Here is a 24,948-nt window from a genome sequence, read left to right as displayed (position 1 = left end):
TATGGACCAAAGCCTTTCCATCTGGGTCTTGATTGTTCTTTCCGTGATTACGGCAAACTTACCGTTTCTTGTGGAAAAGCCCTTGCTGGTTTTGCCTTGGTCCTTGCCGGGCGAGCGCTCTGGTCTCTCGCCCTGGCTGCAACTGATTGTCGGCCTTGTGTACCTGGCCGTTCTGGCCGCGTTGGGCTTGGGAATCTATACAATGATTGCCTCCAGCTCTGGCCTGAACTCCTTGCCCGTTCTGTTGGGTAAGCTGCTTCTGGGTCTGGTATTGGTAGGAGCCATGTTTTACTTTCCGGTTTGGCGCTCGCGCCATCAGAAAGTGTCCAAAGGCTTTTTTTCTCGCCTTTTGGAAGTCTGTGCGTTTTACGGGATTGTGGGTGCGTTCGGCTTTGCTTTTGAAGCAAGCATCGGTAATCCGTTCAAACAGACTTGGGTGTTCTACACCATTACCTTTGCGTTGTTCTTGGTAATGGCGTATCCCGGTTTTGTGTATCGCTATTTGATGCGACACCCCAAGGGCAAGTTTGAGTAGTGGTGCTATTGAATAAAAAAACCTCGCAAACTGATTTGCGAGGTTTTTTTTATGTCTGGCCGCTCAAGGTCAAAAAACTGTTTGGTGCCTTTTTTAGTGCGTCAGTTCTAAAGTCTTGTCGTCCGATTATTATCCCGCCTGGATGCTCGATAGCTGTCTGTTGAAGGCCTGTGGGGCTAGACTTGCTTCGTTCGCCAGTCTAGCCACAAGCTGCCCGTACAATCGATCAAGGCTTGTCCAAAGGGGCATGGGTGGCACCAGCTACTCCCAGTCGCTTGCAGACGCCCTGAGCCTCTTGAGCCAGTACCAGCGTCAGTTGCTCGGCAGGCAGGGCACGACCCAAGGCAGCACTTTGTCCGCTCCACAGGGAGCTGAATTCAGTGCGACCTTGTTTCTCGGCTTCGATACGTAGCGGGCTCAGTGCCGAACCCGCATGGGGGAATACCGGAGCACTGGTGCTTAACGGGCCGATTTCATCCATCAGGCGAGTGCGGATGCTGCGAGCCGGGCGGCCAGAGAACAAATTGGTCAGCGCTGTGCCGTCTGAACGACTATTGGACAGGGCTTGGCGATGCAGCGGGGTGATCTTGGATTCAGGACAGAACAAATAGGCAGTACCAATTTGAGCGGCGCTAGCACCCAAGGCCAGGGCAGCAGCAATACCGCGCCCATCGGCAATACCTCCGGCAGCAATCACAGGGATGCTGACAGCATCAGCAATTTGGGGAACCAAAGACAGGGTGCCTACTTGTGTATGCACCTTATCGTCCAGGAACATGCCACGGTGGCCACCGGCTTCCAGGCCTTGGGCGATGATGATGTCGGCACCGTGCTCTTGCAGCCAGACCGCTTCGGCCGTGGAAGTCGCACTGGACATGACCAGAGTGCCGACCTTTTTCACGCGTTCAAGCAGCTCGGGGGAGGGCAGACCAAAGTGAAAACTGACGACTTCAGGTTTTAATTCCTCAACCAATTCAGCATGTGGGTTGGAGAACGGTGCGCGTGCTGCTTTGGGCAGTTCCTGATTCGGATCCAGACCGTATTCCTGGTAATAGGGTATTAATCGCAGCCGCCACTCTTGCAGGGCCTCTGGCTCCAGGCGCAGGTCGTCGTGACAAAAGAAGTTCAGGTTGATAGGGGCCGAGACAGCTTGCCGGAACAAACCCACTTGTTCCCGAATCTGTTCTGGGCTGAGCATGGCGCAGGCCAGAGATCCCAGACCGCCCGCGCGAGCAACGGCAATAGCCAGTTCGCTGTCTTGGGCACCTGCCATAGGGGCTTGAACGATGGGTTGCTCGATGTGAAGCAGATCCAGCAAAGTATTGTTGGGCCAGATGTACATGAAAGGCGTCCTCGTCATTTCGCGATAGCGTTTATCGTAGCAGGATGGGTTCAGGCTGGAAACTGACATCGTCGTGTACAGCTTGGGGTGTGCAGGGCCCGTGGCAGGCTACAATAATCGTCTTTTGGCACAATGGCTGTGCTGTACTTTTTGCTTTGTGGACGATCTGATGTCTCATCTCATTCTTCAAGGGCCGCGCCTAGATAGCGCCATCATCGAAAAAATTGCCGCAGTGGTGCAGGCCGATGGAGTGCAGGAGCTGGGGCCTACCGCCGTACGCCTGTTGGGTGCTGACGCCACGCAACGTGCTCACGTGCAAACCTTGTGCAAGACCGGCGCGATGGACTTTGCCTTTTTGGAGCAGATTGACCGCCTGAAAGAAATGCGTGTGCTGGCAATGGACATGGATTCCACGCTGATCAATATCGAGTGTATTGATGAGATTGCCGATATGGCTGGCCGTAAAGAGCAGGTTGCCACGATTACCGAAGCAGCCATGCGCGGCGAGATCAAGGATTTCTCCGAAAGCCTGAATCGCCGTGTTGCGTTTCTGGAAGGTGTGCCTGTCAGTGATCTGACTCGTGTCTATGAAGAGCGTTTGCAACCCAATCTGGGCGCAGACCGCTTGATTGCGACGGCTCATGCCCATGGCGTGAAAACCTTGTTGGTCTCGGGTGGCTTCACCTTCTTTACCGAACGTATGAAAGACCGATTCAGCTTGAGCTACGCCCACTCCAATACCTTGGAAGTGGTGGACGGCACGCTGACTGGCAAGGTGCTGGGCGCAATCGTAGATGGTCAGGCCAAAGCTCGCTTCTTGCAGGAACTGGCTGTGGAACTGGGCGCTGGTCCGGAACAATGTATTGCGATAGGCGACGGGGCCAATGACCTGCCCATGATGTCCAAGGCCAAGTACTCGGTGGCCTACCGTGCCAAACCGGTGGTGCAGGAGCAAGCCAGCTTTGCGTTGAATCACTCTCCGCTGGATGCCGTACTGAACTGGTTCCGCCTGGATGTTTGATGGTGGTGGATCGCCAGCGTAGTCTGGCGATGCAAAGTAAAGCTAAACGCAGCGCAGCAAACTACCTGAGAACCAGGCCAGGCAGAAAGAGGGGCAATGGAAGGATGCGTCGATCCGGCTATTTCCTTATAGTGTGGGGCGCTTTTCTTGAGCCCGGAATTCGGTTTGTTGCCAAGCAAACAGTGCAATGGTTCGATCCGTATTCAGAACGCCTCATTGGCTAGAGTCAACACTCAAGTAGTCAGACTTTACCGTCGAAAAAAGAACGCTGTCAGTGGCAGCGCTCTTTTTATGTCCAGCCTTGTTGTTAAGGCTTATTTCTCTTTGCGCAAACTGTTCAGCACATTACGTACGGCCTGGATGCGGTTCTTGATTTCCTCGCCCTTGGTAATTTCAATCTTCAGCTTGTCCGGTCCAGCCAGGCGCACCTGCTTGTTCTTTTGCACCAGCTCGATAATGCTGACTGCGTCTACATTGGGTTTGGAAGAAAACTGAATTGTTGCCTGGGCTTCGCTGGCATCGATTTTTACAATCCCTAATGGTTCGGCCTTGATGCGCAAGCGATGCACCGCCAGCAGGTTCTCGCCCGCCTCTGGCAGCAAGCCATAGCGGTCGATCAGTTCCTCATGGATATGGATCAGATCGTCTTCTGTACGAGCGTGTGACAGGGCCTTGTAGTGCCCCAAACGGGCATTCACATCCGGGCAGTAGTTGGCCGGCAGCAGGGCGGACGTGTGCAGGTTCACTTCGCACTGCAAGGCAAAGGGCGAATCCAAGTCAGGCTCTTCACCGGCTTTCAGGGCTTTGACGGCGGTGTTGAGCATATCTGCATACATGGAATAGCCTACTTCCTGAATGTCTCCGGACTGGGACTCGCCCAGTACTTCACCGGCACCCCGAATTTCGAGATCGTGCATGGCCAGGAAAAAGCCTGCGCCCAGCTCTTCCATGGCTTGAATAGCTTCCAGGCGTTTTTTTGCATTGCTGGTGATGGCATCTTCGCCGGGGGTCAGCAGATAGGCGTATGCCTGGTGGTGAGAGCGGCCGACGCGCCCACGTAACTGGTGTAATTGAGCCAGACCTAAGCGATCCGCGCGGTGGATGACGATGGTGTTGGCGGTTGGCACGTCAATGCCGGTTTCAATAATCGTGGTGCACAGCAGCACGTTGTAGCGCTTCTGGTAAAAGCCCTTCATGACGGCTTCCAGCTCGCGCTCGGGCATTTGACCATGAGCCACGGCAATACTGGCCTCAGGCACCAGCTCTTCCAGACGGGCGCGGCGGTTGTGGATGGTTTCAACTTCGTTGTGCAGGAAGTAGACCTGGCCACCGCGTTTTAATTCGCGCAGCAGGGCCTCGCGTATGGTGCTGCCATCTTCACGACGTACAAAGGTTTTGATCGCCAGACGTTTTTGCGGCGCCGTTGCAATCACGGAGAAGTCCCGTATACCTTCCAGAGACATGCCCAAGGTACGGGGGATAGGGGTGGCGGTCAGGGTCAGGATATCGACTTCGGCCCGCAACTGCTTTAGGGCCTCTTTTTGGCGCACACCAAAGCGGTGTTCCTCATCGATGATAACCAGGCCCAATTGTTTGAAGCGTACGTCCGAGGATAGGATCTTGTGCGTGCCAATCACAATATCGACGCTGCCGTCGCGCAGGCCCGCAATGGCGGCTTGGGTTTCTTTGGTCGAGCGGAAGCGAGACAGCTCGGCAACACGGATAGGCCAGTCGGCGAAACGATCTGAAAATGTTTGTGTGTGTTGCTCGGCCAGCAGGGTGGTTGGGCACAACAAGGCCACTTGTTTGCCATTGGCCACGGCCAGGAAAGCGGCACGCAGGGCGACTTCGGTTTTACCAAAGCCCACATCCCCACAAACGAGGCGGTCCATAGGCTGGCCGGAGGTCATGTCGTTTACGACTGCCTCAATAGCAGCGGCCTGATCCGGTGTTTCCTCAAAGCCGAAACCCTCGGAAAAGGCCTGATAATCATTCAGAGGCAGTTTGAATTGAAAGCCTTCACGAGCAGCGCGCTGGGCGTACAGTGCCAGCAATTCAGCCGCGCTGTCACGCGCTTGCTTGGCCGCGCGACGGCGGGCTTTATCCCATTGACCGGAGCCTAGTTGGTGCAGGGGCGCATGTTCGGGGTCGGCACCGCTGTAGCGGGCAATGACGTGCAACTGCGCCACAGGCACATATAAGGTGCTGCCCTTGGCATATTCCAGATGCAGAAACTCGACCGGGCCTTCGCCCAGGTCCATTTCTTTCAGACCGCAGTAGCGACCAATCCCGTGCTCGGCGTGAACCACGGGGTCGCCCTCGCGCAGTTCCGACAGATCCCGCACCATCGCTTCCACATCGCTGCTGCGCTCGTTGCGGCGGCGGCTGCTTTGTGTGCGTGTCTGGGAGGGGTAAAGGTCATTTTCGGTCAGCAGACTCAGACTGTCGTGCACCAGCGCAAAGCCACGCGACAGGGGGGCGACGATCAGGGCAAAAGCGGCGTCCGACTCCAGAAAATCGGTCAGACTCTGGCAGTCGGCTGCGGGCGACAGATCGTGGTCACGCAGCATTTGTAGCAAGGTTTCCCGACGGCCCGCCGAATCAGCGCACAGCACCGTCCGGTTCTTTGGGTCTAACACCTCTTGCCGCAATTGAGCCAACGGATCCTTGTCGCGTCGGTTGACTGCGACAAGGGGTAAAGCCTCGAAGTCTGGGTGGGCAATGGGCTGATCGTCAGCTTGCGTGTTCAGACTGAGGCGACTAAAAGGTTTGATGCCGTTGAAAAACTGCTCATCAGACAGAAACAGGCTTTCTGGAGGCAAAATCGGGCGCTCACGGTCGTTTTTCAGGAAGGAAAAACGGCTATGGGTATCGCTTTGGAAGCGGCCAATCGCGTTTTGTGCGTCCCCGTGCGTGATGACCAGGCTGCCTGCTGGCACATAGTCCATCAAGGTGGCGGTCTCTTCAAAGAAGAGCGGCAGATAGTATTCGATGCCCGCAAAGGCAATGCCATTGCCTACATCTTTATAGGGCAGGGCGCGTGAAGGATCGCCTTCAAAAAACTCGCGAAAACGCGCCCGGAATTGCGTGCGCGCCTCTTCGTCCATAGGGAATTCACGACCGGGCAAGAGCTGGATTTCCTTGACCGGATACAGGCTGCGCTGGGTATCGATATCAAAGCTGCGTATGCTTTCGATCTCGTTGTCGAACAGGTCCAGACGGTAGGGCAGCACCGAACCCATAGGGAACAGGTCAATCAGGCCACCGCGAATACTGAATTCGCCCGGAGCGCTGACCTGTGTCATGTGGGTGTAATTGGCCAGCATCAACTGGGCGCGCAATTGCGCCTCGTCCAGCTCATCGCCCTGGCGGAAGGAAAAGGTGTAGGCGGCCAGAAAAGAAGGCGGTGCCAGACGATACAGGGCGGTGGTGACGGGAACCGTCAGCACATCAACCTCGTGCATGGTCAGGGCATGCAAGGTGCGCAAACGCTCGGAGATCAGATCCTGGTGGGGAGAGAAGCTGTCATAGGGCAAGGTTTCCCAGTCTGGCAACTGGCGCACGCGCAGGGCGGGTCCAAACAACAGGATTTCCTCGGCCAGCCTTTGGGCGGTCAAGGGATCGGCGCACAGTACGAGAATAGGCGCTTTATGCTGGCGGGCCAGGTCGGCAATCAGGCAGGCATCGCCCGAGCCAGGAGGCATGGGCTGCGAGTAGCGTTGACCGGGGCGTAAGGCGGCCAGCACATCTTGAGTGCTGGGCAGGGACAGGGAGTGCTGTTTTTCGGTTTCCATCAGGATTGTCATTATAAAATCACCCACCTATGAAGACTACCTTGATTGCAATTGTTCCAGCCGCCGGTATTGGCTCGCGCGCCCTGGATTCTGCCACGAAGACGCAAGGCGTGCCCAAGCAATATCGTTTGCTGGGCGGGCAGCCCATGTTGCGCCGTTCGGTACAGGCTTTGCTGGCTGATGAGCGCATCAGCCAGGTGCGGGTGGCCGTGGCCCCCGGTGATACCTGGGCGACGGCGGTACTGGACGGCTTGCCGCGTACGGTTTGCCTTCCCTGTGGTGGTGACACGCGGGCTGAAACGGTGCTCAATACTGTGCAGAGCCTGGATAAGGACGAACAGGCCTGGGTTCTGGTTCACGATGCCGCTCGCCCCGGTTTGCCCAAGCAGGCCCTGGCACGTTTGATTGATGCCTGCTTGCAGGCGCAACGTGGTGGCTTGTTGGCCTTGCCCGTGCCTGATACTGTCAAGCGCGCAACGCCTGCGGAGCCAGTGGGGGTGTTGGAAACGGTGGACAGAGAAGGACTCTGGCTGGCGCAGACTCCCCAGTTGTTTCCCGCCCGTGCCTTACGTGGGGCCTTACAAGCGGCTAAAGAGCAGGGTTTTGTGGTGACGGATGAGGCTAGCGCCATGGAATTGGCGGGTAGCCAACCCTTATTAATATTGGGGTCGGCGCGGAATTTTAAAGTCACCTGGCCTGAAGATTTTGAATTGATGGAGAAGTGGTTATGAGCATGCCAATTCGCGTAGGACAAGGTTTTGATGTGCATGTGCTGTGCGAAGGCCGGCCTTTGATCTTGGGCGGCGTCACCATCCCGCATACGCATGGCTTGATGGGGCATTCGGATGCCGATGCCTTGCTGCATGCCATTACCGATGCGATTTTGGGGGCGGCAGGCCTGGGCGATATTGGTCGCCACTTTCCCGATACAGACCCTCAATACAAGGGCGCTGATAGCCGTGTCTTGTTGCGTCATGCTTATGAGCAGGTGCGCGCTGCGGGTTGGTTGGTTGGGAATGTAGATGCCACGATTCATGCGCAAAAACCCAAGATCGCACCACATGCCCCAGCGATGGTGGCCAATATCGAGGCCGATCTGAAATTGGAGCCTGGCAGTGTGAACATCAAGGGCAAGACAAACGAGGCGATTGGCTTTGTCGGGCGCCAGGAAGGGATTGCGGTCACTGCCGTGGCTCTGCTGTATCGCGCCTGAGTGGTTTTGGTCTGAGACTAGCCTTGGGCAGGGAAAATCCCTGCCCAAGTTTTATTCGGCTCAGGAAGCTTTGCTGTCCTTATCGCTCTGCGTTCCAGGCGCATTGCGACTGGCACGGATACGTGGCAACTGGATACGGGCGGTCAAGCCTTCGGACGGAGCACTGACCAGTTCAAAGTGCCCTCCGACCTGTCCTAGCAAACGTTCCACAATCGCCAGTCCCAAACCAGCACCACTGACACCTGTGCGGGCAGAGACACCGCGCGAGAAGGGGCGTAGCAGGCGCTGGATGTCGCTTTTTGCAATACCGGCTCCCTGATCCTTGACGGCGATGATCAAAATATTGCCATGTTGATGCGCCGACAGCTCGATGCGTGCCCGATCATCTTCGGGACTGCGTCCATAGCGGCGGGCATTTTCGATCAGGTTAGAGACAATGCGCTTCAAATCGTGTGCGCTGATGCGGGCATACAGATTGGGTTCGACGGAGGCCGTCAAAATGCCACCCAGCGATTCGGTATGCGTGCGCTCACGCTCGTAGACATCATTGAGCACGGCGGACACATCAATGCCATGCTCGGGCACAGCCGCAGCAGGACGGGCATATTCCATCAATTGACCAATACTGTGGTCAATCTGAGCCAAGTCCTCGTCAATGGCGGCACGAGTCTCGTCCGATACCTGACTTAATTCAATTTCCAGACGCATGCGGGCCAGTGGTGTGCGCAAATCGTGCGAAATACCGGCCAGCATGATCTCTCGATCCGCCTCTGTTTGGCGGATATCTCGGGCCATGCGGTTAAAGGCGATATTCATGTCACGGATTTCAACCGGGCCTTTTTCAGGCAGGGTGCTGGGTGTTTCACCACGAGCCAACTGCTGGGCCACTTTGGCCAGTTGGGCCAAAGGCCGGTTCACAAAGCGCACACTGACAGCGGCACCGATCAGGGCCAGCAGCAAGGCGGTAGCGCCCCAGCCCAGCCATTCCACTCCGGCGGTCAGACTTAATTGTTCGCGATCAAAGACCAGCCAATACTGATCGTCATTGATATCAAACGAAACCCAGATGCCCGGCACGCTGTTGACCGACCACATGATCAAGGTCTGGCTGCCTAATGCGCCACGCACTTCGGTAGAGACATGCTGCCAGTAGTTGGAGCGCGGCAGGGGTTCAAGCTCGTCCGTGTTCTCGCGTGGCTGCACGCGCAGACTTTCCTTGGTAGCCAAATCCAGCAACAGGGCAGGGCGTACCGCTGGGGGCGCGTACACCAGGGCCGAACGGGTGATGCTGACAATGGACGCCACGCGCTGCGCCATTTGGGCTGCGCGTGGGCCTTCTTCCATACTGAAGAATACTTGCAGCCAGGCACCCAGGCTGACGAGCATTAACGCTGCGAGCAATAAAAAAGACCGGCTGAATAAACCCAGCCGGATACTTGAGTTTTTTGTTGCTCGGCGTTGGGCGGCCACGGCGGGCCGCCCGTCTTGCTGACCGGAAGACAAGGTCAGTTACCGCCGTCTGGAACAAAAACGTAGCCCAGGCCCCAGACCGTTTGAATAAACACGGGCTTGGAAGCATTGGGTTCGATCAGCTTGCGCAGACGCGAAATCTGGACGTCCAAACTACGGTCAAAGGCTTCGTATTCACGGCCACGCGCCAATTCCATCAGTTTGTCGCGCGACAAGGGGATCTTGGGGTGACGGGCAAACACTTTCAGCACGGAGAACTCGCCCGTTGTGATGGGGACAACTTCGTTATTGCGTGTCAGTGTTCGAGTGGACAGGTTCAGCACATAAGGACCGAACTCAATCGATTCATTTTCCTGACTAGGTGCGCCGGGGTGTTCCTCGGTACCACGGCGTCGCAAGATAGCGTTGACACGGGCCAGCAGTTCGCGGGGGTTGAAAGGTTTGATGAGGTAGTCATCGGCACCCATTTCCAGGCCCACGATACGGTCGATTTCTTCGGCCTTGGCGGTAAGCATGATGATGGGGGTATTGTCGTGACCGCCGCGCAGCCGGCGACAGATGGATAGGCCATCCTCGCCTGGCAGCATCAGATCCAGTACCAGCAGATCGAAATGCTCACGTTGCCAGAGTTTGGCCATTTCTTTACCGTCTTCGGCAACGAAGACGTTGAATCCTTGTTCAGACAGGTAGCGGCGCAGCAAATCGCGCAGCCGGGGATCGTCGTCAACGACAAGGATTTTGCGGGTGAGGGGGGGTGTCGGCGTATTCATAGCGAAAATGTAACAGGCATCAGAAAGCGCGTATAGGGGGGTGTAGAAAAATATTACACATTAAGTGTTTTGTACTATTTATGCGCCTTGCAGCAGGTTTAGGGTGATTTAGAAGACGATTGTATGGTGGCAAATAATCTGATTGGTCGGTTTGAGCCAAGTCAAAAAAAGAGCGGCCAGAGAAGAAATGCGCTCTGAGTTGCGCTGTGGAGTGTTTTGTCCTTGTCCGATCCCAGGGAGCTGCCTATTTTGAGGCTGCTTAAACTAAAATAGCGCGATGGATGCACATATTCTTGCCTTGGAGACTTCCTCCAATCTCTGTGAACTGACCTTGTTATCTCGCACACAGGCGGGTATTTCGCTTGTGGAGCTGAGTCACGAGGGGAGCGGCGACCACGCCGAACGCCTTTTGCCCATGGCCGAGCAACTGCTGGAGCAGGCGGGGGTAGATAGACACGCCTTGACCGCGATTGCGTTCGGGCAAGGCCCAGGTGGATTTACCGGGCTGCGCGTGGCCTGTGGCGTGGCTCAGGGTATGGCTTTTGCCTTGGGCTTGCCGGTACTGCCGGTCTCGTCCTTGTTGGCGGCTGCCGCTTGCGGCACGCCCATCGAGGGGACGGCTTATGTGGTGGCGCAGGATGCGCGCATGCAAGAGGTGTATGCCGCTGTGTACAGTTGGACGGCCAAGGGTTCCTGGTCCGTGCTGCAAAGTCCGGTCTTGCTCGATGCCGCCCAGGTCACTACCTGGATTGTTCGTTTGCAAGCGGAAGGGTTGATTGCCCAGCAACAGCCCGTTTGTGTCCTTGGTGACGCTCTGGAGCAGTTTCCTGATCTGGCCCCAGCCGTTCTGGCTCAGGGCTGGGAAGTGGGCCAGCCGTGGCGTGCAACCGGTGCCAGTGTGGCGCATTTGGCCTTGCATGATCTGGACGAAGGACGCGGTGTCTCCCCGGACCTGGCCATGCCATTGTATGTGCGCGAGAAAGTTGCCTACACCATTCAGGAACGTGAACAGGGCTTGGGTGGAAACCCGGCCGCTCTGGATCAACCTCTGCAAATTGAAGCCATGCAGGCAGGCCATGTATCTGCTGTGCTGGATATTGAACGCTGCGTGGAAACACACCCTTGGACGGCAGGTAATTTCACGGATGCTTTGGGCAATAGTGCGTATTGCTCCCGAATCATTCACAAGCAAGGGCAGGTTCAAGGCTATGCCATTTGGTTGCAAGCCCCCGATATGATTGAACTTCTGCTGATTGGGGTGTCCCCAGAGCAGCAGCGCCGCGGTCTGGCTTGGCAATTGCTGGACGATGGCCTGGAATGGGCCCGTCAGCAGCAGCTCGAGCGCGTGGTTCTGGAAGTGCGAGCCTCGAATGCGCCGGCTATCGGCTTATATCAGAAGTATGGTTTCAAGGCGGATGGTTTACGTAAAAACTACTATCCGCTTAGCGATGGACAGCGTGAAGACGCGGTCTTGATGAGCCTGAGCTTGGCCAGCAAGGCAGGGGCATGATCGATTTTCAGCCTATCTCCCCTTTGCAGCGCACCTGGCTTTTGGAGTTGGGGCTGGAGCGTGCTTTTTTGGCGCGTCTGCCCCAGGCGCAGCCTGGTGGGCAGTCCGCCCCTGTGGCCGCCCCTGCGCAAGAGGCCGCAGCAGCGATGCAGACGGCTCAGCCGGTAAAGCGGCATCTTAATGATGCGGGCAGTCCGTCCCCCTCAGCCCCCGCAGCGGCTACGGATGCCATGTCGGCCCGAGATCAGGCACTGGCTGTCTTGCGTAAATCCGGTGCCAGACCGGTAGCGGCAGCTCCTGTCGAGGAAGTGGTGCAGCGGCCTGCCGTGCTGATTCAGCCTGAAAAAGCGCAGGATATGGCCAGCTTGCTGGAGCAAGTACAGGCTTGTCAGGAATGTGGTTTGCACACGGGGCGAGCTCAAGTAGTGTTTGGTTCAGAGCTCTTGTCCGAGCCGGACTGGATGATTATTGGCGAAGCACCGGGCACGAGCGATGATCGTAGCGCCAAGCCTTTTGATGGCAAGGCGGGTCTGCTCTTGCAAGCCATGCTCAATAGCGCGATTCCCAATGCCTCGGTTTATAAAACGCATCTGGTGAAGTGCCGCCCCCTGGGTAATCGTCCCCCCACACAGGAAGAGCTGGCTGCATGCCGGGCTTTTCTGGACGCCCAAATTCGCTTGGTACAGCCACGTCGTTTGTTGGCCGTCGGCCATTTGGCGGCGGTGGCACTAAGTGGTCGTGATGAGGATCTGGAAACCTTGCGGGGTCAGGCTTTAACGTATACCGATGCTCAGGGGCGCAGCCTGCCTTTGGTGGTGACATACCATCCGGCCTCGCTCTTGTTGCGCCCGCAGCACAAAGCCAATGCCTGGCGGGATTTGTCTTTGCTGCGCGAATTGCAAAACCAGCCCTGATACAGGTCCTTTGGGTATTTTTTATCGCCAGGCCGCCCCAAGATAAAAAGCGCCCCAAAGGGGCGCTTTTGCTTACTTGGCCGTCAATGCCTGCCCATGTCCTTCTTGTCCGATGCAGGCTTCCAACTCGGGATGGGCGCGCAGATTGGCATTTTTCCAGATGATGAATACCGTCATCAAGGATGCCACCATCAGGCCAAAGAACACAATGATGTAGTTGATGGGTAAACGCAGCCACAGCAGTAGGCTGTACAGCGCCAGCATGAACAGAATATTCAGTTGTTCATTGAAGTTCTGGACAGCAATGGAGTGACCGGCCGACAACATGACGTGGCCGCGATGTTGTAGCAGGGCGTTCATGGGGACGACGAAAAAGCCGGATAAGCCCCCAATACCCATCAGCAGGGTATAGACCGCCCATTTTTCGTGGACCAACGGCATGAGCAAAACCACAAAGCCCATGGCCACGCCCACCGGTAGAACGGCCAGGGACTTCTTCAAAGGAACGCGAGCGGCAAAGACAGCGCCAAAAACCGTTCCCAAGGCTGCTACTCCCATCAGCACCGAGGCCTGATCCAAACGGTAGCCCAGATGCTGGGCGCCCCATTCGATCACAATGAATTGCAAGGTGGCACCGGCACCCCAGAACAAGGTAGTGACGGCCAGTGAGATTTGGCCCAGCTTGTCCTGCCACAAAATGCACACGTAGGAACGAAACTCCTTGAGCAGCAAGATGGGATTTTTTTGTTGAGGTGGGTAGTCGATATTGGTGCGGGGAATCAGCAGATTGCACAGTGCTGCAGACAGATAAATAAAGGAAATCAGCAAGATAGCGACTTCGGCACGCGTCTGGGCCAACGGTGCAATCAGAGGGTGTTCGGCCAGCGCGCTAGCGATCGATGGGTTGATCAGGATACCGCCCAACACCGTGCCGCCGATGATGGACAGAACGGTCAGCCCTTCAATCCAGCTATTGCCCTTGACGAGCAGTTCGGGCTTGAGCATTTCCGTGACGATGCCGTATTTGGCGGGGGAGTAGGCGGCAGCACCGATACCAACCAGGGTGTAGGAGATAAAGACCAGAACCAACTGCTGGGAGTCGTTCATGCCAAAGTACTGGTGGCAGAACATCAACATACAGCCAATCAGCTTGATGGCGTTGGTGGCGAACATGACTCGACCCTTGGGATACGAGTCGGCAAAAGCACCTACAAACGCCGCCAACAGGACGTAGGACAGCGCAAACCACCATTTCATCATCGGGACCATCCAGATAGGTCCGTGCAAATCTGCGATCAGGGCGATAGCGGCAATCAGCAAGGCATTGTCAGCAACTGATGACAATGCCTGCGCGGCCATGACCAGATAAAAACCTTTATTCAAAATACATTCCGAATGCGTGTGCTTTTTGAAAACAGTATGGTGGCTGCAAAGCACGAATCTAGGCCAGGTATCAGGCAGGACGAGCTGGCCGGGGGCTGCTCACCACGGTTCTCCTGAAAAACCTGTGCCGGTGCGAAATTTACGAACAGAGATGGGGAGCAAGAATAACAGGGACTGCGGTGGCAGTGGTATCAGAAATTCATTGCATGTGTTTGTCTGCTTGGATTTTCGGGACGGGCGGGCACTGCCAAAGCACTATTGTAAATGGTCTGCTCGACACTATTGCCCCGCTTGCCACGCAGGGTAAACAGGGCTTGACGGCGGGCGATGGGGGCTGCCTTACTATTTCAGCAGCCGAGCCGTGGTTTTCATTTGTTTTTTAGCTGTCTTTGCGGTGGGTGGCAGGTGCTGCGGTATCATACGACTCGCGGTGCCAGGCAGATCAAAATGGCGCCGTGTGCCTGTTCAAATTGGTCTTTTCTGAGCTGACTTCTACCCTGTGCGTCTAACCCAGATCAAACTCGCTGGTTTCAAATCTTTTGTGGACCCGACCTCCATCCCAACTCCCAGTCAGTTGGTGGGTGTTGTCGGGCCCAATGGCTGTGGGAAATCGAACATCATCGATGCGGTGCGTTGGGTGCTGGGCGAGAGCAAAGCCTCCGAGTTGCGTGGTGAGTCCATGCAGGACGTTATTTTCAACGGTTCATCGCAACGTAAACCGGCTGGCCGTGCGTCGGTTGAACTGGTTTTTGATAATTCCGAAGGGCGGGCCTCAGGCCAGTGGAGCACCTATGCCGAGATCTCGGTACGGCGTGTCCTGAGTCGGGACGGGACAAGCAGCTACTTTCTGAACAATCAGGCCGTTCGTCGGCGTGACATTCACGACATCTTTTTAGGTACGGGCCTGGGGGCGCGTGGTTACGCCATCATCGGGCAGGGCATGATTAACCGCCTGATTGAAGCCAAGCCCGAAGAGCTGCGCGTATTTCTGGAAGAGGCGGCGGGCGTGTCGCGCTACAAGGAACGTCGTCGCGAAACCGAGAGTCGCCTGCGCGACACCCGCGAAAACCTGCTGCGGGTAGAAGACATCCAAAGAGAACTGGATGCGCAACTGGAGAAATTGCAGGCACAGGCCGAAGTGGCGCGCCAGTATCGGGATTTGCAGCAAGAAGGTGAACTCAAGCAAAACCTGCTGTGGCTGTTGAAAGAGTCCAATGCACAGGGCGATCAGAAAGCCCGTTTCCTGGCGATTGAGCAAGCTCAGACCAAACTGGAGGAATCCATTGCCGGCTTGCGGCATACCGAGTCTGCGTTGGAATCACAGCGACAGGCGCATTTGCAGGCCGGGGACGCTTTGCATCAAGCGCAAAGCCAGTTGTATGAGGCCGGCTCCCAAGTGTCTAGCCTGGAGGCGGAAATCCGCCACGTGCTCGATTCGCGCAGCCGCATGGCGCAGCGTCGCGAGCAACTGGAGCAACAACAGCACGACTGGGTCGAGCAACAAGAACATTGTCAGCAGGAGCTGGAAAACAGCGAACAGCAGCGTGAAGAAGCGGCGGTAAAGCTGGAGGAGTTACAGATTCAGCTAGAAGAGGCGCAAGGAGCCTTGCCCGATCTGGAGCGGCGTGTACGCGAACAGGCCCAGCGTCGGGACGAAATGCGCATGGCTTTGGCGCGTCTGGAGCAGAATCTGGCCTTGGCGGCACAATCGCAGCGCGATGCTGACCGCCAGATTCAAGGCGTGGAGCAGCGTCAGGAGCGCTTGAAGCAGGAACTGCGCGAACTCAATGCCCCGGACCCGGACAATCTGGAACGTCTGCAAGGCGATCTGAATATGCTGCAAAATCAGTTGCAGCAAGCTCAGGAGCATATGCAGCATCTGGAAGCCCAGCTTCCTCGATTGGAACAAGAGCGCAAAGAAGCGCAGGAACAAGCTGTGCAAGGCGGGCAGGACATGGCCCGTCTGGAAGCGCGTCATCTGGCCTTGAGCCGTTTGCAGGAAGACGTGGCCCGCAAGGGGACTCTGGAACCCTGGCTGGCCAAGCACGGGCTGGAGAGCATGAAACGTCTTTGGCAAAGCCTGGACGTGGAGAAGGGCTGGGAAACCGCGCTGGAAGCCGTGCTGCGTGAGCGCATGACGGCTTTGGAGCTGCGTCGCCTGGATATGGCGGCTGCGTTCGCCAGTGATGCGCCACCTGCTCGTTTAAGTTTTTACCAGTTGCCCGAAGCGGGGGCGCCTGCCAAGCCCGCGCTGGATTTGCCCTTGCTGACCTCGGTGCTGCGACAGCAGGAAGGCGGTTTGCGCAGCTTGCTGGATAACTGGTTGCACCAGGTTTATGTCTGCCAGGATTTGAAGCAGGCCCTGAGCCTGCGCGAGCAACTGACGGATCAAATGGCCATTGTGGTGCGTGGCGGTCATTTGGTGGATAAGCACAGCATTCGCTTTTATGCACCAGACTCCGAGCAAGCCGGGATGTTGGCACGTCAGCAGGAAATTGCGCATCTCGAGCGAGAGCTGCGTGGCGCTCAATTGATTGTGGACGAGCTGGGCCATACCAGCACCCAGGCCGAAATGGCCTTGCAGCAAGTGCGTAATGGTCTGGTTCCGGCCCGAGCCCGCGTGGGCGAGCTGACTGCTCGTATGCACGATGTGCAATTGGAACACTCCAAGCTGGCTCAGCAAGCGCAGCAATCGCAAGAGCGCGGTGGTCGTATCAACGAGGAACTGGAAGAACTGGCGGTGCAGCGCGAAGAGCTGCAAGCGAACCGCGAGGAGTTCGAGGCCCGTTTTGAAACGCTGGACGAAGAGTTGGCCGAGCATCAGGGGGTATTTGCCGAAGCGCAGATGGAAGGCGAGAAGGGCGCCGAGCAGGCTGAGCAGGCTCGGCGCACAGTCCACGAGCGCGAACGTGCTGTGCACGATGCCCAGTTTGCCGAACGTGCCTTAGTGCAACGTATGGCCGAACTGGAGCGCAATCTGGCCTTGGCGCAGGAGCAGGCACAACGCACTGCCGGCCAGTTGGAAGGTTTGCAAGGCGAACTGCTGGATCTGGATGCCTCGGCCGCACAAGCCGGTTTGCAGGATGCGCTGGAATTGCGTGCCGAACGCGAGGAAGCAGTACGCTTGGCAAAAATCCAGCTCGATACACTGGCAGCCCAATTGCGCGAGCATGAACAGGCCCGTGCTGAGCATGAAAAGAATCTGGGACCTTTGCGCGAGCAAGTCACTGAATTGCAGTTGCAGGAACAAGCGTCGCGTCTGGCGGTCGAACAGTTTGCTGAACAGTTGGACAGCAGAAAGGTAAACCGTTCCGAACTGTGGAGCTTGTTACAGGAAAAGACACCGGAATGGCAGCGCGTGGGTTGGTTGCAGTCTGAAGTGCAGCGTATCTCGCGCCAGATTGAAGGCTTGGGTCCGGTGAACCTGGCGGCCCTTGAAGAGCTGACTACAGCGCAAGAACGCAAGACTTATCTGGATGCCCAGCATAAGGATTTGAGTGATGCCATCGAGACCCTGGAAGATGCAATTCGCAAGATTGACCGCGAGACGCGCCAGTTGCTCATGGAAACATTCAACATCGTTAATCAGCACTTTGGTGAGCTTTTCCCAAGGCTATTTGGTGGTGGAGAGGCTAAACTGACGATGGTGGGCGATGAAGTGCTGGAAGCCGGGGTGCAAGTCATGGCTCAACCACCAGGTAAACGCAATAGCACGATTCATTTGCTCTCTGGTGGTGAAAAGGCCTTGACCGCGACAGCGTTGGTTTTTGCCTTTTTCAAACTGAATCCTGCCCCCTTTTGTTTGCTGGACGAGGTGGATGCGCCATTGGATGATGCAAATACCGAACGCTATGCCAATCTGGTGGCCAGCATGAGTGAACAAACCCAGTTTTTGTTTATTTCTCACAATAAAATTGCCATGCAGATGGCTAAACAACTGATCGGTGTCACCATGCAAGAGCAAGGTGTGTCCCGAATTGTGGCAGTGGACGTAGACGCTGCCATGCAAATGAGCAGTGTGTAAGCCTGTTTTTTTTAATCCGCTAGTGTTGATTCGACGGAACTGACAATGAGTGATTTGCAAATCGCACTGATTTTATTGGGCATTTTGCTCATCTTGCTCGTGGTGGTCTTTAACTGGTGGCAAGACCGCCGAGTGCGCCAGCAGATGCAAAGCCAATTCCCGGATGGGGATACGGATCCTTTGATGAGCCAGCTCACCGAGCTGGAACGTCGCGAGCCCAGCATGACGCGTGGCGGGGATGCTGCGGCTGCTGGCAGCGAGCACGATGCCGCTGAGGCCGATTGCACCACCGAGGCCGTCATTGACATCAGTTTCAGCCAGCCAGTGGACGCCCAGGATTTGGCTCAGGCCTTGCAGTCCATCTCGCGTACGGGTGCCAAGCCCGTGCGTTACTTTGCCGAGTGCGAAGGGGGCGGTCATCGTGCTCGTTTGCGTTCGGGCGAGTCCTACGCCAGCATGCAAATTGCCGTTTTGCTGGCCAATCGCAGCGGTCCCTTGTCAGCCATTGAGTGGTCGCAGGTCTGGATGGCCGCGCAAGCGTTGGCGCAACAATTTGATGGCTCGGTAGAAGGTCCTGAACAGGACGATGTGTTGCGTCGTGCAACTGCCCTGGACAATACCTGCGCCGATCTGGACGCGTTGGTGGGGGTGTCGGTGCGTTTGCCCGGCCCTATGCCGGCTTCTTCCGTGATTCAGATGGTCAAGGACGCCGGTTTTTTACCCTTTGGTCAGCAACTGGCCTGGCTGGCCGATTCGGGCCAGCCCCGTTTTACCGCCATGTTCGACGGCGCCCAACCCAGGGATATTCAGTCGGCCAGCATTGAGCGTATTGACTTGTTGCTGGACTTGCCCAACAGCCCGGCGGACGATCATGCCTTTAGCCGTATGGCAACGGTGGCCCGTGATCTGGCCAGCCGTCTGGACGGCGTGGTGTTGGATGACCAAGGTCGCCCCTTGCCCGAGAGCACCGATCAAAACATTGATGAGCAACTAAGCAATCTGTACGAACGCCTGGAGCAAGCTGGCTTTACGGCAGGCCAGGAACGTACAGGCAGGATTTTTTCGTGAGTTTGAAGCGAGTACAGCAGTTACATGAAGAACTGGCCCAGCATAACTGGGCCTATTACGTTCAGGATGCACCCAGCATTTCGGACGCGCAATACGACGCATTGATGAACGAGCTGCTGGCGCTGGAAGCCGAGCACCCGGAATGGATTACCCCGGACTCTCCTACGCAACGCGTGGGCGCAGCACCTTTGGACGGCTTTGACACTGTTGAGCATGCCGTTCCCATGTTGTCTTTGGGTAATGCCTTTGATGATGCGGAGGTGCAGGCTTTTGACAAGCGCGTCGCCGATACCTTGGTCGAGGCCGGTGTGGTGGGTTTGGACCGCCGGGTAGATTATCTGGCCGAATACAAGTTTGACGGCTTGGCGATCAGCCTGCGTTATGAACAAGGTCTGTTGGTACAAGCATCGACTCGCGGTGATGGCACCACGGGTGAGGACGTCACCAGCAATATTCGCACCATTAAATCCATTCCTCTGCGCTTGCGCGGCGATGCGGCGCAATTGCCCGCCGTGCTGGAGGTGCGGGGCGAGGTCTTGATGAATCGGGCGGACTTTGAGCGCCTGAACGAGAACCAGACCAAGCGTGGCGAAAAAGTATTTGTGAATCCGCGTAATGCGGCCGCAGGCAGCTTGCGCCAGTTGGATCCGAAAATCACTGCTAAACGGCCCTTGCGCTTTTTTGCCTATGGCTGGGGGGAAGTCAGCCCTATGCCTGCCGTGACTCAGCCGCAACATGCCTTGTTTGCCGAACCCGTAGGCGATGCGCTGCCCCGTGATACCCAATCGGGCATGATGGACTGGCTGGAAAGCCTGGGTATGCCCTTGAGCCGCGACCGCAAAGTCGTCAAGGGCGTGCAGGGCCTGCTGGATTTTTATACCGAGACGCAAGAGCGCCGTACCGGTTTGCCCTTTGAAATTGACGGTGTGGTGTACAAAGTCAATTCTTTGGCCGCGCAGCGTGTCCTGGGCTATGTGGCACGTGCGCCACGCTTTGCTGTCGCTCACAAATTCCCCGCGCAGGAAGAAATAACGCGTGTGGAGAACATCGAGTTTCAAGTGGGTCGCACCGGTGTTGTCACGCCAGTCGCACGTTTGAAACCGGTCTTTGTGGGTGGCGTTACAGTGACCAATGCCACGCTGCATAACGAAGACGAGGTACGTCGCAAAGATGTGCGCGCAGGCGATACCGTGGTTGTTCGTCGTGCCGGAGATGTGATTCCGGAAGTTGTTGCCGTGGTGCTAGAGCAGCGCCCTGAAGGCAGTATGCCCTTCGAGATGGTCAAGGAGTGCCCGGCGTGTCATTCGGCGCTGGAGCGTCTGGACGGTGAGTCCGCCTGGCGCTGTACCGGTGGCTTGATTTGCCCCGCCCAGCGCAAGCAAACGCTGATTCACGCGGCCAGCCGTAAAGCCCTGGATATTGAAGGTCTGGGTGAAAAGCTGGTGGACCAGTTGGTGGAAACCGGACTGGTCCATACCTTGGCCGATATTTTCAAGCTGAAGGTAGAGAAGTTGGTGCTGCTGGAGCGGATGGGACGCAAGTCCGCCGAGAACCTGATCGAGGCGATCAACAAGGTGCGTGAGCCAGCCTTGAATCGTCTGATCTATGCCTTGGGTATCCGCCATGTTGGCGAGACTACGGCACGCGATCTGGCACAGCATTTTGGCTCCTTGCAGGCCTTGGAGCAGGCTGATGAAGAGGCGCTGCTGCAAGTTAACGAAGTGGGCCCGGTTGTCGCGGCTTCCGTACGGCACTTTTTTCAGGAACCTCATAATCGTGAAGCCCTGGATGATTTGCTGGCCGCTGGGGTGACACCTCAACAGGCACAAGCCCGTGCCAATAGCGCTAATCTGCCGCTGGCGGGCAAAACGGTTGTCATCACGGGAACCTTGCCCAGCATGAGCCGTGACGAGGCTACGCGCCGCGTATTAGAGGCGGGCGGCAAGGCCAGTGGCTCAGTCTCCAAAAAGACCGCCTATGTGCTAGCGGGAGCTGAGGCCGGTTCCAAGCTGACCAAGGCACAAGAATTAGGCGTGACTATTTTGGACGAAGCCCAGTTTCTGGCTTTATTGGCGGGTGAGTAAGGCGCTGGTGTATGAAGGTCAGTGTCTGGCGAGCATGAGGAGCGGAGTGCCCTTGTCTGAAGCCAGCGGTCCAGCAGAGTCTTATTCCTGTTATTGTCTGCGGGAGAACAAGCGTAGAGTTGCTGGCGCTTTACCTCTTGTTTCAAGCCCGAGGTGAATTGACCGAGGGGCTATCCTTGGCCTTGGTTCCGAAAGAGGCATGATCCGACTTCATGAGCAATAAATATGGCGCCCTTGAGGCGCCATATTTGTTTTCCTGCCAGCCGCTTTATCGGAAAGACAAAGCGGCCGTCAACGCCATTACTTGATGTTGGCTTCTTTCAGGATTTTCTGCTGGTACTCGGCCAGCTTGCGCTGACGCATCATCTCTTCCAGTTGAGGCTTGACTTCAGCCATGGCCGGGAAGGTCACAGGACGAGCATCGTCTACCTGAATGATGTGCCAGCCAAACTGGGACTGCACAGGTGCTGCGCTCAGTTCGCCTTTTTTCATTTTCTCTACCGCCTGAGCGAACTCCGGTACGTAGGTGGAGCTAGGCGCCCAGCCCAGATCGCCGCCTTGCTGGCCGCTACCGGTGTCGATGGAGTCTTTCTTGGCGGCATCCGCAAAGCTGACTTTCTTGGACTTGATCTTTGCCAACAGGTCTTTGGCAGCCGCTTCGTCCTTGACCAGGATGTGGCGCACCTTGTATTCCTGCTGACCTTCTTCCATCGCCTTGATGGTGTTGTATTCCTTGGTCAGATCGGCTTCGGTAACAGGGTTCTTTTTCAGGTAATCGGCCATCAAGGCACGGACCAGAATGCTCTGGCGAGCCAGTTCCAGCTCTTGTTGAACCTGGTTGGTCTTGTCGATACCGGCTTTTTCAGCGGCTTGCACCACGGCCAGACGGTTGACCATTTCCTGTTTGACTTGCTCACGCAGCTCGGGCGAGTCCTTGGCGCCTTGCTCGACCAGAACGGCGACGAACTGATCCAGGTCTTTTTGCGTGAGGTTTTTGCCATTTACGGTGGCAATCGTCTGTGCATAGACCGGAGCAGCCATAGCGCAGGTCAAGGCAAATGCGGCAATACGTTTCATGAGCATCCTTAAGCAGTAGTTTTGGCTTGAATAGCCAATGCGTGAATCGGGAAAGGCATTAGATCGTGGACGCGATCATACACAAGTCTGTGTCGTGCCAGTGTTGAAATTCCATCAAATTGTTTCGAGGCGATGATCACCCGAAAGTGGCTTGCGCCCCCTTGAGCACCGGCGTGGCCGGCATGCAGATGGGATTCATTAATGATGTCCAGTTCAGAGGGTTCCAGAGCCTGGAGCCGTTCGTGAATCAGGGAAGCGAGTGCGTCTGTCATGGTGAAATCAAGATTTTGGGGGAGTGGAGTTGTCGGACGAGTCTTGCAGGTAGCGGCCCAGCCACAAGGATTGGGCAACGACAAACACCAGCATCAAACCCAGCAGACCAAAGGCTTTGAAGTTGACCCATTGGGACTCGGTAAAGTGGCCCGAGAAGGCAACGTACAAATTCACCAGGCCCATGGCGACAAAGAAGCTGGCCCAGACCAGGTTTAATTTGTCCCAAACATGGCCGGGCAATACCAGATGGGTGCCCATGAATTTTTGCATCAGGTTGCGATGCATCAGATAGCGTCCGCCCAGCAGCACCAGCGCAAAGATCCAATACAGCACGGTCGGTTTCCAGCGGATGAAGACATCGTTGTGGAAAAACAAGGTGGCACCGCCAAAGACCACAATGACGGCCAGATTGATCCAGTGCGAGGTCTCGATTGCCTTGCTGGTGAGTTTTAACCAGAGTATCTGCAATACCGAGGCGGCCATGGCCACGCCGGTTGCGACATAGATGTCGGAGAAACGAAACGCCAGAAAAAACAGAACGAGCGGGAACAGATCAAATAAAAGCTTCTTCATGCGTCAGGTTCAAAGGTCATGGACAGGGAGTTAATGCAATATCGTAGCCCAGTGGGTGGGGGGCCGTCTTCAAAGACGTGGCCCAAATGAGCATCGCAGACATTGCACAGCACTTCGGTGCGCCGCATGCCGTGGGTGGTATCCAGTTCCTCGCGCACATTGTCCGGGTTCAGGGGGGTGAAGTAGCTGGGCCAGCCGCAACCGGCATCAAACTTGGTGTCAGAAGCAAACAGGGGCGTGCCGCAGCCAACACAGCGGTAAATGCCGGGCGTGGTGGTGTCCCAGTAACGGCCGGTAAAGGCACGTTCCGTCCCTTTCTGACGCGTGACATAGAATTCTTCGGGGCTGAGTTGGGCGCGCCACTCGGCTTCGGTTTTACGTACTTTTTCCACGTGTGCTGCCTTATGAAAAACAGATCAATGCCTACAAGAGGCGCAGTCCTACATAGTAATCGACAATTAGAGTGCGTTTGGAACAGAGGGTTCCAAAGTGCAGCCTGTCCTGACTGCCCAGTCAAGAAAATAGCGGTACAGGGCACTTACTTAGTGAGCTATCACTTTAGTTAGTGCACTATTTAAACTTTTAATATTTAAGGTAAACACCAATATCTGAAATTCGTGTGACTTGATACGTTTCTGGTATCTGCTGGTGATTATCTGTATTACGATTTTTTGACCGTGAAATCGGTCCACAACAACGAACAAATATTGGGAGAAAAGGATGAACTGCATTACTACTGGTCGTCTGACGACATTGGCTGCAGCCCTGGCTTTGAGTCTGCCCGTCGCCGTGTCTGCGCAGATCAAAGTGGGTGTGACGGTGGCAGCGACAGGACCGGCGGCCTCGCTGGGCATTCCTGAACGCAATACCGTCAGCCTGTTGCCTACTGAGGTGGCCGGCCAGAAAATCGAGTACATCGTTCTGGACGATGCCACCGATACCACGGTGGCCGTACGCAATATGCGCAAGCTGATTACGGACGACAAAGTGGACGTGGTGATCGGTACGTCCGTGACTCCCGGCTCCCTGGCGATGGTGGACGTTGCTGGTGAAACCAAGACTCCCATGATCAGCGTGGCTGCCAACGCCAAGATTGTTGAGCCTGTCGAAGGCGCTCGTACCTGGGTCTTCAAAACTCCCCAGAATGACCAATTGATGGCCGGTGCCTTGGCAGAGGCCATGGTCAAGCAAAACGTCAAAACTCTGGGCTTTATTGGTTACAACGACGCCTACGGTGATGGCTGGCTGAACGTGATTACTGAAGCGGCTCAAGCCAAGGGCATTAAAGTGCTGGGTGCCGAGCGCTATGGCCGCAACGATACCAGTGTGACCGGTCAGGTTCTCAAGCTGCTGGGCACCAAACCCGATGCCATTTTGATCGCCGGTTCCGGTACTCCGGTTGCCTTGCCTCAGCGTGAACTGAAAGGCCGTGGCTTTGCAGGCATCATTTACCAGACACACGGTGCCGCCAACAGCGACGTGCTGCGTGTGTGTGGCAAAGACTGTAACGATATGATCTTGCCAGCCGGTCCTTTGCTGGTCGCCGAACAACTGCCTGACAGCAGCACGGTGAAAAAGACGGCTATGGAGTACAAGGAAAAATACGAAGCCAAATATGGTGCTGGCTCCATCAACACCTTTGGTGGGCATATGTGGGATGCCGGTCTGCTCGTGACCGAAGCCATTCCAGAGGCCCTGAAATCTGGTGCCAAGCCAGGTACCCCCGAGTTCCGCGCAGCCTTGCGTGATGCTCTGGAGCAAACCAAGGAACTGGCCGCTTCCCAAGGTGTGTTCAATATGTCTGCAACAGATCATGCCGGTCTGGATAAGCGGGCCCACGTGATTGTGAAAGTGGTCGACGGTAAATGGACGTATCAGCCTGATCTGTAATATCTGA

The 24,948-nt window shown here is 56.2% G+C and carries 19 protein-coding genes; 10 read left to right on the top strand and 9 right to left on the bottom strand.

Features of this window, described 5'->3' with window-relative positions; genetic code table 11:
* Nucleotide 1: 1 nt before the first annotated feature.
* On the top strand, nucleotides 2-535 hold the full coding sequence (locus tag AC6I6N_RS07050) for a DUF2818 family protein (protein WP_125277932.1): 534 nt from the start codon (nucleotides 2-4) through the stop codon (nucleotides 533-535).
* Between the two features lie 226 nt (nucleotides 536-761).
* On the opposite strand, the gene AC6I6N_RS07045 is transcribed toward AC6I6N_RS07050, so the two are convergent.
* Nucleotides 762-1,877 (bottom strand): NAD(P)H-dependent flavin oxidoreductase, encoded by a 1,116-nt coding sequence (locus AC6I6N_RS07045; RefSeq protein WP_094197349.1) that lies wholly within the window; start codon nucleotides 1,875-1,877, stop codon nucleotides 762-764.
* 169 nt (nucleotides 1,878-2,046) lie between these two features.
* On the opposite strand from AC6I6N_RS07045, the gene serB reads away from it, so the two are divergent.
* Entirely contained in the window at nucleotides 2,047-2,898 is an 852-nt protein-coding gene (gene serB, locus AC6I6N_RS07040; protein ID WP_249459818.1) for a phosphoserine phosphatase SerB, read from the top strand.
* A gap of 314 nt (nucleotides 2,899-3,212) precedes the next feature.
* Here the strand turns inward: serB and mfd are convergent, their stop codons facing one another.
* Nucleotides 3,213-6,692 (bottom strand): transcription-repair coupling factor, encoded by a 3,480-nt coding sequence (mfd, locus tag AC6I6N_RS07035; RefSeq protein WP_321352289.1) that lies wholly within the window; start codon nucleotides 6,690-6,692, stop codon nucleotides 3,213-3,215.
* 29 nt (nucleotides 6,693-6,721) lie between these two features.
* Between mfd and ispD the strand changes: the two genes are divergently transcribed.
* Together ispD and ispF are read left to right on the top strand one after the other, a co-directional pair.
* On the top strand, nucleotides 6,722-7,423 hold the full coding sequence (gene ispD, locus AC6I6N_RS07030) for a 2-C-methyl-D-erythritol 4-phosphate cytidylyltransferase (RefSeq protein WP_497943339.1): 702 nt from the start codon (nucleotides 6,722-6,724) through the stop codon (nucleotides 7,421-7,423).
* Entirely contained in the window at nucleotides 7,420-7,905 is a 486-nt protein-coding gene (gene ispF, locus AC6I6N_RS07025; RefSeq protein ID WP_125277934.1) for a 2-C-methyl-D-erythritol 2,4-cyclodiphosphate synthase, read from the top strand. The genes ispD and ispF overlap by 4 nt, the downstream gene beginning before the upstream one ends.
* Nucleotides 7,906-7,965: 60 nt before the next feature.
* Here the strand turns inward: ispF and AC6I6N_RS07020 are convergent, their stop codons facing one another.
* A complete protein-coding gene (locus AC6I6N_RS07020) occupies nucleotides 7,966-9,291 on the bottom strand; it encodes a sensor histidine kinase family protein (RefSeq protein ID WP_249459815.1) in 1,326 nt (441 codons plus the stop codon).
* 119 nt (nucleotides 9,292-9,410) lie between these two features.
* Complete coding sequence (ompR, locus tag AC6I6N_RS07015) at nucleotides 9,411-10,145, bottom strand: osmolarity response regulator transcription factor OmpR (RefSeq protein WP_003801024.1); 735 nt, start codon at nucleotides 10,143-10,145, stop codon at nucleotides 9,411-9,413.
* A 277-nt stretch (nucleotides 10,146-10,422) separates the two neighbouring features.
* Here ompR and tsaB point away from each other — a divergent pair, with 277 nt between their 5' ends.
* On the top strand, nucleotides 10,423-11,655 hold the full coding sequence (tsaB, locus tag AC6I6N_RS07010) for a tRNA (adenosine(37)-N6)-threonylcarbamoyltransferase complex dimerization subunit type 1 TsaB (RefSeq protein WP_497943338.1): 1,233 nt from the start codon (nucleotides 10,423-10,425) through the stop codon (nucleotides 11,653-11,655).
* Nucleotides 11,652-12,569: a uracil-DNA glycosylase gene (locus tag AC6I6N_RS07005; protein ID WP_264671826.1), complete on the top strand. Its 918-nt coding sequence runs from the start codon at nucleotides 11,652-11,654 to the stop codon at nucleotides 12,567-12,569. Before tsaB ends, AC6I6N_RS07005 begins: the two co-directional genes overlap by 4 nt.
* Nucleotides 12,570-12,641: 72 nt before the next feature.
* Here AC6I6N_RS07005 and lplT read toward each other — a convergent pair whose 3' ends face one another.
* Nucleotides 12,642-13,952, bottom strand: coding sequence for a lysophospholipid transporter LplT (gene lplT, locus AC6I6N_RS07000; RefSeq protein ID WP_094197341.1), 1,311 nt, complete (start codon nucleotides 13,950-13,952; stop codon nucleotides 12,642-12,644).
* Between the two features lie 499 nt (nucleotides 13,953-14,451).
* Between lplT and smc the strand changes: the two genes are divergently transcribed.
* Genes smc through ligA form a run of 3 tightly spaced genes read left to right on the top strand, consistent with a single transcriptional unit; the run spans nucleotide 14,452 to nucleotide 21,128 of the window.
* Nucleotides 14,452-17,976 carry a chromosome segregation protein SMC gene (gene smc, locus AC6I6N_RS06995; RefSeq protein WP_497943337.1) on the top strand — a complete coding sequence of 1,175 codons (3,525 nt, stop codon included), beginning with the start codon at nucleotides 14,452-14,454 and terminating at the stop codon, nucleotides 17,974-17,976.
* Nucleotides 17,977-18,021: 45 nt separating this feature from the next.
* Nucleotides 18,022-19,044: a cell division protein ZipA C-terminal FtsZ-binding domain-containing protein gene (locus AC6I6N_RS06990; protein WP_108727763.1), complete on the top strand. Its 1,023-nt coding sequence runs from the start codon at nucleotides 18,022-18,024 to the stop codon at nucleotides 19,042-19,044.
* A complete protein-coding gene (gene ligA / locus AC6I6N_RS06985; RefSeq protein ID WP_108727762.1) occupies nucleotides 19,041-21,128 on the top strand; it encodes an NAD-dependent DNA ligase LigA in 2,088 nt (695 codons plus the stop codon). Before AC6I6N_RS06990 ends, ligA begins: the two co-directional genes overlap by 4 nt.
* 300 nt (nucleotides 21,129-21,428) lie before the next feature.
* Here the strand turns inward: ligA and AC6I6N_RS06980 are convergent, their stop codons facing one another.
* The 4 genes from AC6I6N_RS06980 to msrB are packed head-to-tail and all read right to left on the bottom strand — an operon-like array spanning nucleotide 21,429 to nucleotide 23,443.
* On the bottom strand, nucleotides 21,429-22,205 hold the full coding sequence (locus AC6I6N_RS06980) for a peptidylprolyl isomerase (RefSeq protein ID WP_094197337.1): 777 nt from the start codon (nucleotides 22,203-22,205) through the stop codon (nucleotides 21,429-21,431).
* A gap of 8 nt (nucleotides 22,206-22,213) precedes the next feature.
* Nucleotides 22,214-22,477: a BolA family protein gene (locus AC6I6N_RS06975; RefSeq protein WP_009456641.1), complete on the bottom strand. Its 264-nt coding sequence runs from the start codon at nucleotides 22,475-22,477 to the stop codon at nucleotides 22,214-22,216.
* 7 nt (nucleotides 22,478-22,484) lie between these two features.
* Complete coding sequence (locus tag AC6I6N_RS06970) at nucleotides 22,485-23,051, bottom strand: septation protein A (protein ID WP_009456639.1); 567 nt, start codon at nucleotides 23,049-23,051, stop codon at nucleotides 22,485-22,487.
* A complete protein-coding gene (msrB, locus tag AC6I6N_RS06965) occupies nucleotides 23,048-23,443 on the bottom strand; it encodes a peptide-methionine (R)-S-oxide reductase MsrB (RefSeq protein WP_321265739.1) in 396 nt (131 codons plus the stop codon). The genes AC6I6N_RS06970 and msrB overlap by 4 nt, the downstream gene beginning before the upstream one ends.
* A gap of 328 nt (nucleotides 23,444-23,771) precedes the next feature.
* On the opposite strand from msrB, the gene AC6I6N_RS06960 reads away from it, so the two are divergent.
* Nucleotides 23,772-24,941, top strand: coding sequence for an ABC transporter substrate-binding protein (locus tag AC6I6N_RS06960; protein ID WP_094197334.1), 1,170 nt, complete (start codon nucleotides 23,772-23,774; stop codon nucleotides 24,939-24,941).
* Nucleotides 24,942-24,948 lie beyond the last annotated feature (7 nt).

Source organism: Alcaligenes sp. LTN-3, from assembly GCF_059735605.1.
The sequence above is the reverse complement of the archived record's forward strand: the minus strand, read 5'-3'. Positions and strand labels throughout refer to the sequence as shown.

Excerpts from the sequence above, each read along its gene's own strand:
- ispD (WP_497943339.1), top strand. The coding sequence starts at position 6,722 with ATGAAGACTACCTTGATTGCAATTGTTCCAGCCGCCGGTATTGGCTCG.
- AC6I6N_RS06970 (WP_009456639.1), bottom strand. The coding sequence starts at position 23,051 with ATGAAGAAGCTTTTATTTGATCTGTTCCCGCTCGTTCTGTTTTTTCTG.
- AC6I6N_RS06975 (WP_009456641.1), bottom strand. The coding sequence starts at position 22,477 with ATGACAGACGCACTCGCTTCCCTGATTCACGAACGGCTCCAGGCTCTG.
- AC6I6N_RS06960 (WP_094197334.1), top strand. The coding sequence starts at position 23,772 with ATGAACTGCATTACTACTGGTCGTCTGACGACATTGGCTGCAGCCCTG.
- AC6I6N_RS06980 (WP_094197337.1), bottom strand. The coding sequence starts at position 22,205 with ATGAAACGTATTGCCGCATTTGCCTTGACCTGCGCTATGGCTGCTCCG.
- AC6I6N_RS07020 (WP_249459815.1), bottom strand. The coding sequence starts at position 9,291 with ATGCTCGTCAGCCTGGGTGCCTGGCTGCAAGTATTCTTCAGTATGGAA.
- serB (WP_249459818.1), top strand. The coding sequence starts at position 2,047 with ATGTCTCATCTCATTCTTCAAGGGCCGCGCCTAGATAGCGCCATCATC.
- AC6I6N_RS06990 (WP_108727763.1), top strand. The coding sequence starts at position 18,022 with ATGAGTGATTTGCAAATCGCACTGATTTTATTGGGCATTTTGCTCATC.
- AC6I6N_RS07005 (WP_264671826.1), top strand. The coding sequence starts at position 11,652 with ATGATCGATTTTCAGCCTATCTCCCCTTTGCAGCGCACCTGGCTTTTG.
- ompR (WP_003801024.1), bottom strand. The coding sequence starts at position 10,145 with ATGAATACGCCGACACCCCCCCTCACCCGCAAAATCCTTGTCGTTGAC.
- AC6I6N_RS07045 (WP_094197349.1), bottom strand. The coding sequence starts at position 1,877 with ATGTACATCTGGCCCAACAATACTTTGCTGGATCTGCTTCACATCGAG.
- ispF (WP_125277934.1), top strand. The coding sequence starts at position 7,420 with ATGAGCATGCCAATTCGCGTAGGACAAGGTTTTGATGTGCATGTGCTG.
- tsaB (WP_497943338.1), top strand. The coding sequence starts at position 10,423 with ATGGATGCACATATTCTTGCCTTGGAGACTTCCTCCAATCTCTGTGAA.
- mfd (WP_321352289.1), bottom strand. The coding sequence starts at position 6,692 with ATGGAAACCGAAAAACAGCACTCCCTGTCCCTGCCCAGCACTCAAGAT.
- AC6I6N_RS07050 (WP_125277932.1), top strand. The coding sequence starts at position 2 with ATGGACCAAAGCCTTTCCATCTGGGTCTTGATTGTTCTTTCCGTGATT.